General features: G+C 71.4%; 13 protein-coding genes and 2 pseudogenes. 5 read left to right on the forward strand and 10 right to left on the reverse strand.

What is annotated here, in order from left to right; genetic code table 11:
* Window positions 1-12 precede the first annotated feature (12 nt).
* On the reverse strand, window positions 13-945 hold the full coding sequence (locus tag ABZ441_RS22445) for an FAD-dependent oxidoreductase (protein ID WP_358977003.1): 933 nt from the start codon (window positions 943-945) through the stop codon (window positions 13-15).
* Between the two features lie 107 nt (window positions 946-1,052).
* Between ABZ441_RS22445 and ABZ441_RS22450 the strand changes: the two genes are divergently transcribed.
* Window positions 1,053-2,693, forward strand: coding sequence for an ABC-F family ATP-binding cassette domain-containing protein (locus ABZ441_RS22450; protein WP_358977006.1), 1,641 nt, complete (start codon window positions 1,053-1,055; stop codon window positions 2,691-2,693).
* A 61-nt stretch (window positions 2,694-2,754) separates the two neighbouring features.
* On the opposite strand, the gene ABZ441_RS22455 is transcribed toward ABZ441_RS22450, so the two are convergent.
* The 5 genes from ABZ441_RS22455 to ABZ441_RS22475 form a co-directional block, all read right to left on the reverse strand.
* Entirely contained in the window at window positions 2,755-4,056 is a 1,302-nt protein-coding gene (locus ABZ441_RS22455) for a pectate lyase (RefSeq protein ID WP_358977009.1), read from the reverse strand.
* Between the two features lie 179 nt (window positions 4,057-4,235).
* Complete coding sequence (locus tag ABZ441_RS22460) at window positions 4,236-5,228, reverse strand: LacI family DNA-binding transcriptional regulator (RefSeq protein ID WP_358977097.1); 993 nt, start codon at window positions 5,226-5,228, stop codon at window positions 4,236-4,238.
* Window positions 5,229-5,757: 529 nt separating this feature from the next.
* Window positions 5,758-8,199, reverse strand: a complete 2,442-nt coding sequence (locus ABZ441_RS22465) for a Tex family protein (protein WP_358977012.1) — start codon at window positions 8,197-8,199, stop codon at window positions 5,758-5,760.
* 170 nt (window positions 8,200-8,369) lie between these two features.
* A complete protein-coding gene (locus ABZ441_RS22470) occupies window positions 8,370-8,501 on the reverse strand; it encodes an LPFR motif small protein (RefSeq protein WP_358977015.1) in 132 nt (43 codons plus the stop codon).
* A 67-nt stretch (window positions 8,502-8,568) separates the two neighbouring features.
* Window positions 8,569-9,432: a hypothetical protein gene (locus tag ABZ441_RS22475; protein WP_358977018.1), complete on the reverse strand. Its 864-nt coding sequence runs from the start codon at window positions 9,430-9,432 to the stop codon at window positions 8,569-8,571.
* 203 nt (window positions 9,433-9,635) lie between these two features.
* Here ABZ441_RS22475 and ABZ441_RS22480 point away from each other — a divergent pair.
* Together ABZ441_RS22480 and ABZ441_RS22485 are read left to right on the forward strand one after the other, a co-directional pair.
* A pseudogene (locus tag ABZ441_RS22480) lies at window positions 9,636-9,980 on the forward strand (DJ-1/PfpI family protein); the annotation flags it as partial.
* Window positions 9,943-10,163, forward strand: a pseudogene (locus tag ABZ441_RS22485) (DJ-1/PfpI family protein); the annotation flags it as partial. The pseudogenes ABZ441_RS22480 and ABZ441_RS22485, both read left to right, overlap by 38 nt.
* On the opposite strand, the gene ABZ441_RS22490 reads toward ABZ441_RS22485, so the two are convergent.
* Window positions 10,150-10,950: an enoyl-CoA hydratase/isomerase family protein gene (locus ABZ441_RS22490; RefSeq protein ID WP_358977020.1), complete on the reverse strand. Its 801-nt coding sequence runs from the start codon at window positions 10,948-10,950 to the stop codon at window positions 10,150-10,152. The pseudogene ABZ441_RS22485 and the gene ABZ441_RS22490 overlap by 14 nt on opposite strands.
* Before the next feature lie 80 nt (window positions 10,951-11,030).
* Here ABZ441_RS22490 and ABZ441_RS22495 point away from each other — a divergent pair, with 80 nt between their 5' ends.
* On the forward strand, window positions 11,031-11,618 hold the full coding sequence (locus tag ABZ441_RS22495; protein WP_358977023.1) for a DUF308 domain-containing protein: 588 nt from the start codon (window positions 11,031-11,033) through the stop codon (window positions 11,616-11,618).
* Window positions 11,619-11,765: 147 nt separating this feature from the next.
* Entirely contained in the window at window positions 11,766-12,221 is a 456-nt protein-coding gene (locus ABZ441_RS22500) for an ATP-binding protein (protein ID WP_358977044.1), read from the forward strand.
* A 24-nt stretch (window positions 12,222-12,245) separates the two neighbouring features.
* Here ABZ441_RS22500 and idi read toward each other — a convergent pair whose 3' ends face one another.
* From idi to ABZ441_RS22515, 3 genes are all read right to left on the reverse strand, one after another.
* Entirely contained in the window at window positions 12,246-12,839 is a 594-nt protein-coding gene (idi, locus tag ABZ441_RS22505; RefSeq protein ID WP_358977047.1) for an isopentenyl-diphosphate Delta-isomerase, read from the reverse strand.
* A gap of 149 nt (window positions 12,840-12,988) precedes the next feature.
* The gene (locus tag ABZ441_RS22510) at window positions 12,989-14,242 is read right to left on the reverse strand and encodes a bifunctional class I SAM-dependent methyltransferase/N-acetyltransferase (RefSeq protein WP_358977050.1); all 1,254 of its coding nucleotides are present in this window, start codon (window positions 14,240-14,242) and stop codon (window positions 12,989-12,991) included.
* A 206-nt stretch (window positions 14,243-14,448) separates the two neighbouring features.
* Window positions 14,449-15,390 carry a cation diffusion facilitator family transporter gene (locus tag ABZ441_RS22515; protein WP_358977053.1) on the reverse strand — a complete coding sequence of 314 codons (942 nt, stop codon included), beginning with the start codon at window positions 15,388-15,390 and terminating at the stop codon, window positions 14,449-14,451.
* Window positions 15,391-15,452 lie beyond the last annotated feature (62 nt).

Raw genomic sequence — 15,452 nt, forward strand, 5'->3', positions numbered from 1 at the left:
GCGTGCTGCGGCTCAGCCCACCAACTGGGCCGCAGCACGCGCACAGCCCCGGGCAACCGTCACCCCGGCGCCTCCGTGCCCGTAGTTGTGCACCAGCAGACCGCCACCCGGCAGTTCCTCGGCCTCGATGCGCACCCCGGCGTCCCTGGCCGGCCGGAGCCCCACACGGTGGCCGATGACACGGGCCCCCGCGATCTCCGGCCGCACCCGCGCGCAACGCGCCACGATCTCCCGCGCCGTGCGGACGTCGGGCTCCGTGCGCGGGTCGTCGACCTCCGCAGTCCCGCCCAGCACCAGCCCGCCCGGCTGGGGGAAGAGATACGTCGTCGTGCTCGACGCCGGATCCGCCCGGGTGAACCACTCCTCGATGCCCGGGTTCTCCACCACCACCAGCTGGCCCCGTACCGGACGCACACCCGGATCCGGAACCAGCTCGCGGGCACCGAGCCCGGTGCAGTTGACCACCACCCGCGCCTCGGCCGCCGCCTCCGCGAAGCCGCGCACCGTACGCCGCTCGACCGAGCCTCCCGCAGCGGACACCCGGCCCTCCAGCCAGTGCAGATGAGTCGGCATGTCGATCAGCGGAAGGGTCACCCGCAGCCCCTCCGGCACCTCGGACATCTGACGCAGGCTGCGGGCCCACGGGCCCAGCGCGGCCGACCGCTCGCCCCCGTGCACCCCGGGGACCATGCGCACGCCGGTCTCCGCGGGGTCGGCGGCCAGCTCCTCGTACACCCGAAGGGTCTCGAGCGACCATCCGGCGACCAGCGCCGCGGGCTCGATCCGGTACGGCCACCACAGCGCACCGGCCACGGCCGAGGTCGTCGCCGTCGCCGGGTCCCGGGACCAGACCCGCACCCGCAGACCGCGCTCGGCCAGCAACAGCGCCGTGGTCAGCCCGCTGACCCCGCCACCCACCACGATCACGTCCGCCAACGTGCTCACCTCCGCGTCCACGCCGGCCCGCGCCTGCCGAGGGCCGGAGGGGTCATGGTCGCACCCTGGTCCGGCGGACAGCACGACCGCTCCGGTTCGTTAGGATCGGCACCCTGATGACTGCCACTCTCGTCGCCAAGGAACTCGCCGCCGGACACGGCGACCGCACGCTCTTCGCAGGACTCGACCTCGTGGTCGCGCCCGGCGACGTGATCGGTCTCGTCGGAGCCAACGGCGCCGGTAAATCCTCGCTGCTCCGCCTGCTCGCGGGGCTCGACCGGCCGGAGGAGGGCGAGCTGAGGCTCTCCCCGCCCACCGCGACCGTCGGACACCTCCCGCAGGAGCCCGAGCGCCGCGAAGGCGAGTCCGTACGGGAGTTCCTCGCCCGCCGCACCGGCGTGGCCGAGGCCCAGGCCGCCATGGACGCGGCGACCCAGGCCCTCGTCGACGGAACGCCCGGCGCGGACGACGCCTATTCCGAGACGCTGGAGCGCTGGCTGTCCCTCGGCGGCGCCGACCTGGACGATCGCGCCGAGGAGGTCGCCGCCGAACTCGGACTGACCGTCGGCCTTGACCTCCCGATGACGGCCCTCTCCGGCGGCCAGGCGGCCCGCGCGGGCCTCGCCTCGCTGCTGTTGTCGCGCTACGACGTCTTCCTGCTCGACGAACCCACCAACGACCTGGACCTCGACGGCCTGGAACGCCTGGAGCGCTTCGTCTCGGGGCTGCGCGCGGGCACGGTGGTCGTCAGCCACGACCGTGAGTTCCTGATGCGCACCGTCACCAAGGTCCTCGAGCTCGACCTCGCCCAGCAGGAGATCAACCTCTACGGCGGCGGCTACGCCTCCTACCTGGAGGAGCGCGAACGCGCGCGTACCCATGCCCGCGAGGAGTTCGAGGAGTACGCCGACAAGCGCTCCGCGCTCGAAGGCCGGGCCCAGATGCAGCGTGGCTGGATGGACAAGGGTGTCAAGAACGCCCGGCGGAAAGCCACCGACAACGACAAGATCGGCCGCAAGTTCCGCAGCGAGGCCAGTGAGAAGCAGGCCGCGAAGGCCAAGCAGACACAGCGCATGATCGAGCGCCTCGACGTCGTCGACGAACCGCGCAAGGAGTGGGAGCTGCGGATGGAGATCGCCTCCGCACCGCGCTCCGGTTCCGTCGTGGCCACCCTCCGCGACGCGGCGGTGGTCCGCGGCGGCTTCTCCTTCGGTCCGGCCACCCTGCAGATCGACTGGGCGGACCGGGTCGCCATCACCGGTGCCAACGGGGCCGGCAAGTCCACGCTGCTCGCCGCCCTGCTCGGCAGGCTGCCGCTCGACGCGGGCCACGCCTCGCTCGGCTCGGGCGTCGTCGTCGGCGAGGTCGACCAGGCGCGCAAGCTGTTCCACGGCACGGAGAGCCTGCTGGACGCCTTCTGCGCCGCCGTCCCCGACACCGAGCCCGCCGAGGTGCGCACCCTGCTCGCCAAGTTCGGCCTGCGCGCCGCCCATGTGCTGCGCCCCGCGACCACGCTCTCGCCCGGCGAACGCACCCGGGCCGGCCTCGCCCTCCTCCAGGGGAGGGGCGTCAACCTGCTGGTCCTGGACGAGCCGACGAACCACCTGGACCTTCCGGCGATCGAACAGCTGGAGTCGGCGCTGGAGGCGTACACCGGGACCCTCCTGCTGGTCACGCACGACCGGCGGATGCTGGAGGCGGTCCGTACCACCCGCCGCGTCGAGGTGTCCGACGGCAAGGTCACCGAATCCGCGTGACCCGTGAGGGGCCCGTCCCTCCCACGGTGGGAGGGACGGGCCCCGGCGGGTGGTCCGTGACTCAGTCGACGTAACTGATCTCGGACGAGGAGTAGATGCAGTTGGTGCCGTCCGCGCCCGAGCCGATCTCGCTCGGTTCACCGCTCGTCGTGCCCTTGTACTTGGTGCAGATCTTCATGTCGCGGTCGCCGTCGTCGTAGATCGTGACGTCCGAGATCCGGGCCGTGTCACCGTAGTTGGTGTTGATGCCGACCAGGCTCGTGCCGGGGGCCGTCGCCCAGATGTTCTGCAGCTGGATGTGCCGGGCGTTCTGCGTGGAGCAGTTCCCGCAGGAACGGACCAGCTTCCCGAAGTCGTCGACCTGGAAGTTCTTCACGACCAGGGTGCCGACACCGTTGTGCTGGAACACCTTGTCCTCGGCGAGCTTCGCGCCACCGCCGTCGATCGTGCGGACCGTGGAGGAGGAGCCGCCACGGAAGGTCGCGGCGTCCTCGCCCACGTCCTCCCACCAGACGTTCTTGATCGTGCAGGTGCCCGCGCAGTGCACACCGTCGGCGGCAGGGGCGCCCAGGATGACGTTCTGCAGGGTGGCGCCGTCCGCCAGCTTGATCATCGGTGGCTGGTCTTCGTCCTGACCGCCGGTGCCCAGGTCACCGCTGCCGTAGAGGCGCTTCATACCACCGTCGTACGTCCCCGAGACCTGGATGGTCGAGGAGACGGCCTGGCTGCCGTTGGCGGTCGGCCATGACGGCCGGTCCGTGGGCGGGTCGGTGGGGTCGGTCGGCGGGTCCGTCGGGTCCGTGGGTACGGTGCCCGAGGCGGTGAAGGTCCAGTTCTTGCTGCTCACCGAGTCGCAGGAGTTCTGCTGGACCAGGGCTCCCGCCGCGGTCGAACTGTCTTTCACGTTCAGGCACTTGCCGCCGTTACTGTTGACGACGCGGTAGGTGCTGCCACTGACGGAGGTCAGTGTCCACACCTGGGTGGCCGCACCGCTGCAGTTCTGCTGCTCCACGGCCTTGCCGGCACTGGTGGAGGCGTCCCGCACGCCGGCGCATTTCGCGCTGCTCGCGGCGGCCAGGGTGTAGCCGCTGCCCGACGCGGTGAGCTTCCAGGTCTGGGCGGCGGCGCCGTTGCAGGTGCTCTGGGCGAGCTGGGTCCCCGCCGAGGTGCTGGAGCCGGGGACTCCCAGACACAGACCGCTGGCAGCGTTCGCCAGCTTGTACGAGCCCCCCGCCGGGGCTGCCGAGGCGGATCCGCTCGCGAAGAGAGCCGTGAGTCCCGCGGCGAGCAGCGAGACCACGGCGGCCAAGGTGGCGGCGGTGCGGCCGCCCCGTCTTCTGACGTGCTGATTCTCTGTGCGCACTGGTCATTCCTTTCACCGCCTGCGGCGTCCTCCGCAGGCACCGGTCAGTGGTTGGTGCGGTGGTGAAGGCTGTTCCCGGCTCCGGACCAAGATTCCGCATGATGAACCAGGTTCTTATATGCGAACAGCGGTGACGGTACGTCACCCGTTCCGAGCGGTCAACAAGTCGGTGCGGACGATCAGCCGGCCGATGGATCCGCCGTCGCGGTGGAGTCCCTGACGACCAGCGAGGTGTCGAGCGTGGTCTGCGCCGTGGAGGGCGCGGAGCCCGCCGTCTCCACCGTCTGGATCAGCAGGTCGACCGCTGTACGGCCGGCCGCCGCAGTGGGCATGGCGACCGTGGTGAGGCGTGGGCGGTTCAGTCTGCCGGCCACGGTGTCGTCCACGCCGACCACACTGATGTCGCGCGGCACCCGCACATCCCGTTCGTTCAGACCCTCGATGAGCCCGATGGCGACCAGGTCGTTGTAGGCGATCACTCCGGTGGCACCCGTCCTCAGCACGGCTGCCGTCGCCGCGATCCCGCCGTGCTCCGTCGGTGCGTTGGGGCCGAGCACGTCGAGCCGGATCCCCTGATCGGCGGCCGCCCGCCCGGCGGCCCGGCGCATCTGGGCGCTGGTCCACGACCCGCGCGGGCCGCCGACCAGGGCCAGATGCCCGTGGCCCAGCCCCGAGAGGTGTTCCACGGCAAGGGCCGCGCCGTGCGCCACATCCATCAGTACGGCGGAGAGCCCCGCCACCTGGCGGTTGACCAGGACGAAGGGCAGGTCTCCGCCCAGCCGCGCGATGACGTCGTTGGCCAGCCTCGGGCTGACCAGGACCACACCGTCGACCTGGCGGGCCAGGGTCCGGATCAGCTCCTCCTCCGTCGCGACGTCCTCGTCGGTGTCCGCCACGAAGACCTGGTAGCCGCGGACGCGGGCGTATGCCTGAGCCGCCTTGATGAGCGGCGGGTAGAAGGGGTTCGCGATGTCGGAGACGATCAGCCCGAGATTCCGGGTGCGGCCCGTGGTCAGCGCCCGTGCCGTCTCGTTGGGCTGGTAGCCCAGTTCCGCGGCGACGGCCAGGACCCGGTCCCGGGTCTCCCGCTTCACGAGGTGGGAGGCCGAGAAGGCCCGCGAGACGGTGGAGACGTGCACCCCCGCTGCCTGCGCGACATCACGGATGGTCATCGCCACGGTCGTTTCCCCTTGCCCGCCCTGCGGCATCGGCCGCCTGCCCCCGAACGTACCCCTGCCGGACCTCGGTGCATACAGGAGAAGCGGGGCCATGATCTCCCCTTGGGCCTGATTCTTTGCAACCGGTTGCACGGCAGGGCACAGGTCAGGAAGTCGTGGAGGGGTGGGTGGGGGCGGAAGGGGTGGCTCCGGGCGCCGCGGCGAGGGCGGCGCGGACGGGTTTTCGTGTCGTGGGGGACATCGGGAATCCTTTCCGTCGGGGGAGTCGATGAGGCTGCGAGCGGTGGGGACCTCACTCCTGGGGGATGGAGCCCGTGATGCCGGGATGCAACCAGTGCAATGCAACCGGTTGCATCCCGGGCTGGCACTCAGAGTGATGGCGCGTCCTGGGCATGTCAATGCCTCCGGCAGCACTCGTCCCGCGCGACACGGCCGGGCCCGGCCGGCGGAGCGGTTTCCGGTCGAACGAGACGACGACGGGCGGACAGGGCCGCTGCCCCGTCCGCCCGTCCGTCCCGCTGACTCAGCGCTTGCGTCCGCCCTTGTCGGAGCCGTCCGTCAGACCCGCTCGCCGCAGGGCGTCGGCCATCGCGCTGTTGGCGGGCGCCGCGGCGGGTCGCGCCGCGCCACCGCCACCGCGCCTGTCGTGGCGCTGGCCTCCGCCTCCTTGACGGTGGTCCTGTCCCTGTCCCTGTCCCTGTCCCTGCCGCTGCCGGGGCGGCCGTTCCCCGCCGCTCCGCGGTGCGTTCCGCTCGCGCTTCGGGGCCTGTCCGCCGTCCTGACCCACCGTGGCCTCGTCGTCGAGCCGCAGGGTCAGTGAGACCCGCTTGCGCGGCAGGTCGACGTCCATGACCTTCACCTTCACGATGTCGCCCGGCTTCACGACGTCCCGCGGGTCCTTGACGAACGTCCGGGACATCGCCGACACATGGACGAGACCGTCCTGGTGGACGCCGACGTCCACGAACGCGCCGAACGCCGCCACGTTCGTGACGACACCCTCCAGCACCATCCCGGGGGCCAGGTCGCCGAGCTTCTCGACACCCTCCTTGAACGTGGCCGTCCGGAACGCGGGTCGCGGGTCGCGGCCCGGCTTCTCCAGCTCCCTGAGAATGTCCGTGACCGTGGGCAGACCGAACTTCTGGTCCACGAAGTCGTCCGGCCGCAACGAACGCAGCGTCTGCGAGTTGCCGATCAGCGAGGCGACGTCACCGCCGGTCCGCTTCACCATCGTCCGCACCACGGGGTACGCCTCCGGGTGCACGCTCGACGCGTCCAGCGGGTCGTCGCCGCCGCGGATCCGGAGGAAGCCCGCGCACTGCTCGTACGCCTTGGGGCCCAGCCGCGCCACGTCCTTCAGCGCCCGGCGGGAGCGGAACGGGCCGTTCGTGTCCCGGTGCGCCACGATGTTCTCGGCCAGTCCGGACCCGATGCCCGACACCCGCGAGAGCAGTGGTGCCGAAGCGGTGTTGACGTCGACGCCGACCCCGTTCACACAGTCCTCGACCACCGCGTCCAGGGAACGCGACAGCTTCACCTCGGACAGGTCGTGCTGGTACTGGCCGACGCCGATCGACTTCGGGTCGATCTTCACCAGCTCGGCGAGCGGGTCCTGCAGCCGGCGCGCGATCGAGACCGCGCCGCGCAACGACACGTCCATGTCCGGGAGTTCCTGGGAGGCGAAGGCCGAAGCCGAGTACACCGAGGCGCCCGCCTCCGAGACCATCACCTTGGTGAGCTTCAACTCCGGGTGCCTGTCACACAACTCACCGGCCAGCTTGTCGGTCTCGCGGGATGCCGTACCGTTGCCGATCGCGATCAGATCGACGTGGTGCTGCCTGGCGAGACGCTCCAGCGTGGCCAGTGACCGGTCCCACTGGTTCGCCGGCACATGCGGGTGGATGACGTCCGTCGCGACGACCTTGCCGGTCGCGTCGACGACGGCGACCTTCACACCCGTACGGAAGCCCGGGTCGAGCCCCAGCGTCGCCCGGGTCCCGGCCGGAGCGGCGAGCAACAGGTCGCGCAGGTTGGACGCGAAGACGCGCACGGCCTCGTCCTCCGCCGCGGTGCGCAGCCGAAGTCGCAGATCGATCCCGAGGTGCACGAGGATCCGGGTCCGCCAGGCCCAGCGGACCGTGTCACCCAGCCACTTGTCCCCGGGCCGGCCGTGGTCGGCGACACCGAACCGACGGGCGACCATTTTCTCGTACGACGAGGGGCCCGGCTGCTCGGACGGCTCCTCCGGCTCCAGGACCAGATCGAGCACGTCCTCCTTCTCGCCCCGGAGCATCGCGAGGACCCGGTGCGAGGGCAGCGCCGTGAAGGGCTCGGTGAAGTCGAAGTAGTCGGCGAACTTGGCGCCCGCCTCCTCCTTCCCGTCCCGCACCTTCGCGACGACCCTGCCGCGCGACCACATGCGCTCGCGCAGCTCGCCGGTCAGGTCGGCGTCCTCCGAGAAACGCTCCGTCAGGACCGCCCGGGCTCCTTCCAGCGCCGCCGCCGCGTCCGCGACACCCTTGTCGGCGTCGACGAACGCCGCAGCTGCGACGAGCGGGTCCACCGACGGGTCGCCGAGCAGCCCGTCGGCGAGGGGCGCCAGGCCCGCCTCGCGCGCGATCTGCGCCTTCGTCCGGCGCTTGGGCTTGAACGGCAGGTAGATGTCCTCCAGCCGCGCCTTGGTGTCGGCCGCCCTGATCTGTGCTTCCAGGGCCGCGTCGAGCTTGCCCTGTTCACGCACGGAATCGAGGACCGCCGTGCGGCGGTCCTCGAGTTCCCGCAAGTAGCGAAGCCTCTCCTCGAGCGTGCGCAGTTGCGCGTCGTCGAGCATCTCGGTCGCTTCCTTGCGGTAGCGCGCGATGAACGGCACGGTCGAGCCGCCGTCGAGCAAGTCGACGGCCGCCTTCACCTGACGCTCACGTACGCCGAGCTCCTCGGCGATCCTGCCTTCGATGGACGTCGTCACGGTTTTCCCGACTCGCCTTCTCGTACTGGCTGTGCTGGCTGTGCCACTGGGGTGATCCACTCCCGGTGGTCCCCTTCGCCTGCATTGTGCCGGGTGGCCGGGGGCCGTGTCGCGTGACCCGGTCGGTCACGGTGTCGAACACGGCCCCGGCGTCGTGCCTGACGGTCCGGTCATGCGCGACGGGCCCCGCCGCCGCGTGACGCGCCGCCGAAGAGGCCCGCCAGAAGCCGGAAGGGCAGAGTCACCACGGTGCCGATGGCCGATCCGACGGTACTCAGAGCGTTGGCGATTGCACGGAACACGGTGTGCCTCCTTCGTAGGGTGTTCCTACCGCGTGGCCCGTCCCGCCGGTCGTAAACGTGCGGTGGCTCAGCCCTTGCCGACCAAATCCTCGGGGAACGCGCCTGCGGCCGCCGCCGTGAAGAGGAACCCGCGGCTCAGCTCCGTGAGCCGCTCCACGCCCTCGGCGCCGAGGTGCTCGTACGGTGCCGCGTCCATCCGGTCCGTCGCCTCCTCCAGTTGAGCCCTGAGCGCGGTGCCCGCGTCGGTCAGCTCGCCCTCCGCGTCCAGCACACCCCGGCCACGCAGCCGCTCCACCGCCGCGTCCCAGTCCGCGCGCCGCCAGCCGCGGGTCGCGACCACCCAGCGCGGTGCCATGCCCTTGCCGGTGGCGCTGTGGCTGACCAGGGCCTCGAGCGGGTCGAGGCCGGCCGTGAGCAGAGCGGCCAGGTGACCGTCGCCGCGGTGCTCGCGCAGCAGCGTCGCCGCGTGCCAGTAAGCCATGTGCGGCTGGTCCGGCACGTCCAGATCGGCGTGCGCGGCGTACAGCGGTCGGGCGTGGCGTGTGCAGGCCTCGGAGGCCCGCAGGGCGAGCTCGGCCGCCTCCGCCATCTCCCGGGAGGCGAGCACCTCCTCGCCCAGCACCCGGCGCAGGGTCGAGTCGGCTGCCCGCAGACGTGCGTCGAGCGCCGCCCCGGGGGTGATGTCGGACCAGACGGCGGGCAGATGGCGGGCCACCAGCTCGTGGTTGAAGTTGTAGAAGGTCGCGGTGACCGTGCCCGCGCCGGCCGCACCCAGTGCCGCGCCCCGCGCGGCGAAGTAGACCCGGCTGTCGTCGTCGATGCCGAGCTCCCCGAACTGCTTGCCGAGGTCGGGGGAGAAGTACACACAGGAGTGCAGCGGGTTGAGCGCGTTGTGGCAGCGGCGTCCGGCACGTGGGGGAAGAGTACTCATGCCCGCACGTTACCGACTGGTTGGTACGTGGGGTGGACCCGGGGCGGCAAGCGGCGGGCCGAGGAGTTCCCCGTGGCAGGAAAGGTGGGGAACTCGTCATTGCGGCCATCGGGCCGTCCGCCCAGGACGGCGGACATGAAGCAGCGTTCCGGACTCGTCGTCCTCTTCGAGGGCGTGCAGAGCCTCGATGTGAGCGGCCCGGCGCCGAGGCGGGTCAGCTCGACGGCCACCGGGCCACCACCCACTGGTCGGTATGCGAGACGCTCGCCCGGGACCATCCGGCGGTGCACGCGGACACGGATCCGATCTTCGTACGCGACGGGCGGCTGGCGACGTCGGCCGGCGTCACCGCCGGCATCGACCTCGCGCTCGCACTGGTCGAGGAGGAACACGGACGGGAGGTGGTGCTCACCGTCGCCCGCCACCTGGTCGTGTTCCTGCGGCGCCCGGGCAACCAGGCCCAGTTCAGCGCCAAGCTCACCGCGCAGACCGCCGTCCGTGAGCCCTTGCGTGAGGTCCAGCACCAGCACCTGGACGACCTCGGTGTGCACCGGTTCCCTCTTGCTCGCCGCCGCCGGACTGCTCACCGGCCGGCGTGCCGCCTCGCACTGGCTGGCACTCGACGGCTGGCACTCGACGTCCTGAAGTCCTACGACTGCGGGGCGCCGGGGAAGGCCCCGGCGTCCATGGTCGAGGAGTGGCGGGCCAGGAGCCGCTTCATCCTGACGTAGGCGCGGACCCGGCGCTCCCCGTCGTCCAGGTGAAGCGGGGAGCGCGGCGCTCCAGGAAGGCGGCGACCCCCTCCGCGGTGTCGCCGCTGCCGTGTGCCTGCCGCGACCAGTACGCGTCCCGGTCCGCGCGCCCGTCGGCGAACTCCTTGGCCGATGCCTGGGTCAGCTGCGAACGGGACGCCAGGACCCGCGTGAACGAGAGCACACGGTCCTCCAACCCGCCGACGGGCAGCACCTCGTCGACGAGGCCCGTGCGCAGGGCCCGCTCCGCGCTGATCAGCTCACCGGAGAACAGGAGGTACTTCGCTGCGGAGGGACCCACCAGCGCGACCAGACGCCGGGTCGACGACGAGGAGTAGACGATGCCCAGCTTGGCCGGGGTCACCCCGAAGGAGGCGCCCTCCTCGGCGAACCGCAGATCGCAGGCCGCCGCGAGCTGGCTCCCACCGCCCACGCAGTACCCGCGCACGGCGGCCAGCGTCGGCCGGGGGAACGCCGCCATGGCTTCCTCGGCCCGCACCGCGAGCGTCTGCGGCCGACGGCGCGGGTCCTGGAGGGAAGCGATGTCCGCGCCGGCGCAGAAGGTGTCACCGGCGCCGGTGAGCACCAGGACGCGTACGCCAGGGTCCGCGGCCAGCTCCTCCAGCAGTACGGGCAGTGCCTGCCACATGTCCGACGACATGGCGTTGCGCTTGGCGGGGTTGCTGATGACGACGGTGGCGACACCGTCCACGACCGTGTGCTCCAGCCGCGGCTCCGTCCGTGCCGGCTGCTCCGTGAGGTCCATGCGCCGGATGCTATCCGTAGGGCTCGAACCTATGATCAAGAAGGGGCCGCGAAGCGCGCACGCACCGTGAGGAGCTGTCGATGGCCGGACCCACGACCGAGGGCAGGAAGCTCAGCCGGAGCTTCGGAGGTCTCGCCCTGCTCGGCGTCCTGCTGGTCGTCGCGGGGCTCGTCGGCCTCGTCTACACCGGCGTCGCCACACTCACCTCGATGATCCTCTTCGGCTGGCTGCTGCTCATCGGCGGTCTCGTCGGCCTCCTGCACGCCGTCCAGGCACGCGGCACCGCGTTCTTCTGGCTCGGAGTGGTGGTCGCCGCGCTGAACATCGCGGCCGGGGTGGTCGTGATCCGGAATCCGGTCGGCACGGCCGAGGCGCTGACGATGTTCGCGGCTCTGCTCTTCCTCACCGGAGGCGTGTTCCGGCTCGTCGGCAGCGTCGTCGTGCGGGGCCCGCAGTTCGGCTGGACCCTGCTCCAGGGGGCTTTCGGGCTCGTACTGGGGGTGCTGGTGCTCATCGACTGGCCCCACAGCAGCCTCTACGTGCTCGGCTGCTTCTTCTCCCTGGCCCTGCTGTTCGACGGACTCGGACTGATCGCGTTCGGCGTGGGCGGACGACGGGTCGTCAGTCTGGTGACGGACCAGATGACGCCCGAAAAGGGCGAGAAGTAGTCCCATCGCCTGACGCCGGCACACCGACTCGGTCAAGTTGGTTCAAGAAGAGACTATTTGCGGACAGAGCCGCGGTCCGGACCACACTCTTCCCGACACTCGTTACCCGATGGTCGGTGACGTGCGAGTCGAGAGCGGGTGGCGGTCATGGAGAGCCGTGGGAGTGTTCCGGCCCGTCCCGTGGCGTACGAGGGCGTGTGGCGCTTCACCGCCCCCGCCGTCGACGTCTCGGTCCCGCAGGCCCGGCGCGCGGTCCGGGACCTGATCGAGCGGCAGGGCGTACCCGTGGAGGACGACATCCTCCAGGGGCTGCTGGTGATCGTCTCGGAACTGGTCACCAACGCGGTCCGGCACGCGGCACTGCTCTCGCCCGAACTGGCCGTCGAAGTGGCCATCGGGGCGGAGTGGATCAGGGTCTCGGTGGAGGACAACCATCCCTACCGCCCGACGGCACTCGTCACCGACTACGCGCAGACCGGCGGGCGAGGACTGCTCCTGGTCCGCGAGATCACCGCCGAGGCCGGCGGCACCTGCGACGTGGAGCACACCGCGGGCGGCGGGAAGATCATCTGGGCGGCGCTGCCCCTCAAGACGCAGCTCTGACCGCCCCCTGCGCGGTGCGCGGCTTCACCAGCCCGCGGACGGCCCCGTCAGCTCCCTGACCGCGGGCCGCGCGGCATCCAGCACCGTCATGAACCATGCCGAGAACGGTGCGGCGGCATGCCGCTCCGCGAGCTCGCCAGCGGTGACGAAGGCCGTCTCGCCGACCTCCTCCTCGTCCGGACGCAGGCGCTCCTGCACCATTCCGACGAACAGGTGGTTGAATTCCTGCTCCACCAGGCCCGACATCGGATCGGGGTGGTTGTAGCGGACCGTTCCCGCCGCGGCGAGCAGCGAGGGAGAGACCCCCAGCTCCTCGTACGTGCGCCGGGCGGCCGCCGCGAACGGTGCCTCTCCCGGGTACGGATGGCCGCAGCAGGTGTTCGACCACACACCGGGGGAGTGGTACTTGCCCAGCGCGCGGCGCTGAAGCAGCAGCCGCCCCTGCTCGTCGAAGAGAAAGACGGAGAACGCCCGGTGGAGCTGGCCGGGGGCCTGATGAGCGGCGAGCTTCTCCGCGGTGCCGATGGTGGTGCCGCTCTCATCGACCAGTTCGAGCATGATCGCTTCTGCTGTGCCGTTCGACGAGCTGTTCGCCGCAGTGGCTGGTGTGGTCGGCATACCCATCCTTCGCTTTGGTTCCCGGCCTCGTGCGCCGGGCCCCCTCGAGTGCGGTCAAGTCTGCCGTACAAAAGCCGCTTGTCCGCACTGCGGCCGCGGGCATGTCCGTCCCGCCGTGCCCCGGAGGGCACGGCGGGACGCACACCGCGTCAGACTCCGAAGGCCGCCGGGTAGTGGATCGTGCCCTTCGGCACCGGCACGGAGTCGTCGAGGACCAGGGCCATCATCGCCTCGTCCGGAACCTCGAAGCCCGCCCTGATCCCGAACCGTGAGGCCGGCACGAAACCGAAGGCCGGGTAGTACTCCGGGTGCCCGAGTACCAGGACGAGTGACTCCCCCCGCAGCCGCGCGGCGTCCAGCACCGCCCGGACCACCGCGCGCCCGGCACCCCGGCGCTGGTGGGCGGGCGCGGTCGACACCGGGGCCAGTGCGAGAGCCGGGGTCTCCCCGACCAGGCACCGCGTCAGCAGCGCGTGGGCCGTGACGGAACCGTCCGGGGCCTCGGCCACGTACGAGAGACCGGGCAGCCACGCCCCGGGGTCGGTGCGCAGGGCGTCGACCAGATCGGCCTCGTCCCCGGTCGGGAAGGCGGCCCCGACCACCTCGTGCACCGCCTTGCGGTCGGCGGCCGTCTCGGGCCGGGTCCGCCAGCGGGGATCGAAGGGGCGCAGCACGTAGCCGGCGTAGCCGTACTCCGCGCCGTGGCGACGGCGCACCTCCAGCTCCTCATGGGTGGCCGCGAGCGCCTCCGCCATGCCGGGAGCCGACGGATCCGCCGAGGCGACCCGGCCGGCCAGCGGGACGTAGTACTCGTCCCAGTCGCTGTCCGGCTGCACCAGCCCCCCGAGTACGTGGCAGCCCGCCCGCACGGCCGCATCGGTGTTCCCGGCGACGGGACGCAGCGAGGCCTGCGGGTCCCAGAAGGCGCGGGCCCCGGCCGACGGGGAGCCGGTGGTCCAGACGCACTCGGTGATCACCATCGATCCGCCGGGGGCGAGCAGCCGCTGCCAGTCCCTTACCGCGGTGTCGAAGCCGACGATGTACGCGGAACCCTCGGCCCAGACCAGGTCGTAGGACCCGTCCGCGAAGTCCGGGCCGGTGAGGTCGGCCATGTCGGCCATGACGGTACGGATCCGGTCACCGAGCCCGCGGGCCTCGGCTGCCTCGGTGAGCTCGTCGAGGAACGGCTGGTGCAGATCCACCGCAGTCACCTCGGCGCCGGCCTCGGCGGCGAGCAGCAGTGAGGCCTTGCCCGGACCGCAGCCCAGGTCCAGGACACGCGGGCGGTCCGGCTGCGGGCCCGCCATGGCGAGCAGCCGCCGTGTGGTGGCATCGGAACCGGGGCTCTGCCTGGGCAGCCGGTCGTGCAGCGCGAAGAAGGAGTCGTACGTGTGGTCGGTCAAGAGAGGAACCCTTGGGTGAGAGGGCCCCGGCCGACGCGGCGCGTGGGAAGCCGAGCGGTCAGCCGGTGACCCGCAGGACGATGAGGGACCGATTGCCGCGCGGGGCAGCCGTCGTCGCGACCGTCATCAACCTCAGCTCCTTCTGGCTTCACCGGGCTCCGGAGGCGGAGCCACGACGCAGACCCTAGCACCGGGCGCCCGGCGGCTCAGTGGCACAGCCGCGCCTCGTGCTCCGCGTGCCCACTGGGCTCCAGCTGGAAGGTGCAGTGCTCGACGTCGAAGTGGTGACCGAGGCAGCCCTGCAGATCGTGCAGGAGCTTCTCGTGCCCGATCGAGTCCAGCATCTCCTGGTGCACGACCACGTGGGCGGAGAGGACGGGCATGCCCGAGGTGATCGTCCAGGCATGCAGGTCGTGGACGTCCAGCACACCGGGCAGGGCCGTGATGTGGGCGCGGACCTCGTCCATGTCGACGCCCTTGGGCGCGGACTCCAGGAGTACGTCGAGCGTCTCCCGCAGGAGTTTCACCGTACGCGGGACGATCATGAGGCCGATCAGCAGCGAGGCGATGGGGTCGGCGGCCTGCCAGCCGGTGGCCATGATGATGCCCGCCGACACGAGGACCGTCATCGACCCGAGGGTGTCCGCCACGACCTCGAGATAGGCACCCCGCACGTTCAGGCTCTCCTGCTGTCCGCGCATCAGCAGCGACAGGGAGACCACGTTGGCCACCAGGCCGACGGCGGCGAAAGCGATGGCCAGTCCGCCCCTGGTCTCCGCCGGGGTGATGAAGCGGTCGACGGCCTCGAAGACGAGGAAACCACCGACGCCGAGGAGCAGCAGGCAGTTGGCCAGCGCGGCGAGGATCTCGGCACGGGCGAATCCGAAGGTGCGGTTGGGGCCGGCGGGTTTGTTGGCGAAGTGGATGGCCAGCAGGGCCATGCCCAGCCCCAGCGCGTCGGTCGCCATGTGGGCCGCGTCCGCGAGCAGGGCGAGCGAGTCGGCGAGCAGCCCGCCGACGATCTCCATGACCATGACGCCGAGCGTGATGCCCAGGGCGACCCGGAGCCGGCCCCTGTACGCGGCGGCGGCCGTTCCCGTCGGGGGTGGCCCTCCGTGCGTATGCCCATGATCGTGGCCAGCCCCCATGCGAACCCCTCCGCAATCCCGACGCGCGTCCCTCGGACAGTTCGGACGCAGCTCGCCCGATG

Origin of the sequence: Streptomyces sp. NPDC005752 (assembly GCF_040630715.1) — a bacterium.
GTDB lineage: Bacteria > Actinomycetota > Actinomycetes > Streptomycetales > Streptomycetaceae > Streptomyces.

Coding starts and splice junctions, on each gene's coding strand:
- ABZ441_RS22515 (WP_358977053.1), bottom strand. CDS start 15,390: ATGGGGGCTGGCCACGATCATGGGCATACGCACGGAGGGCCACCCCCG.
- idi (WP_358977047.1), bottom strand. CDS start 12,839: ATGCCGACCACACCAGCCACTGCGGCGAACAGCTCGTCGAACGGCACA.
- ABZ441_RS22460 (WP_358977097.1), bottom strand. CDS start 5,228: ATGACCATCCGTGATGTCGCGCAGGCAGCGGGGGTGCACGTCTCCACC.
- ABZ441_RS22475 (WP_358977018.1), bottom strand. CDS start 9,432: ATGAGTACTCTTCCCCCACGTGCCGGACGCCGCTGCCACAACGCGCTC.
- ABZ441_RS22450 (WP_358977006.1), top strand. CDS start 1,053: ATGACTGCCACTCTCGTCGCCAAGGAACTCGCCGCCGGACACGGCGAC.
- ABZ441_RS22500 (WP_358977044.1), top strand. CDS start 11,766: ATGGAGAGCCGTGGGAGTGTTCCGGCCCGTCCCGTGGCGTACGAGGGC.
- ABZ441_RS22495 (WP_358977023.1), top strand. CDS start 11,031: ATGGCCGGACCCACGACCGAGGGCAGGAAGCTCAGCCGGAGCTTCGGA.
- ABZ441_RS22490 (WP_358977020.1), bottom strand. CDS start 10,950: ATGGACCTCACGGAGCAGCCGGCACGGACGGAGCCGCGGCTGGAGCAC.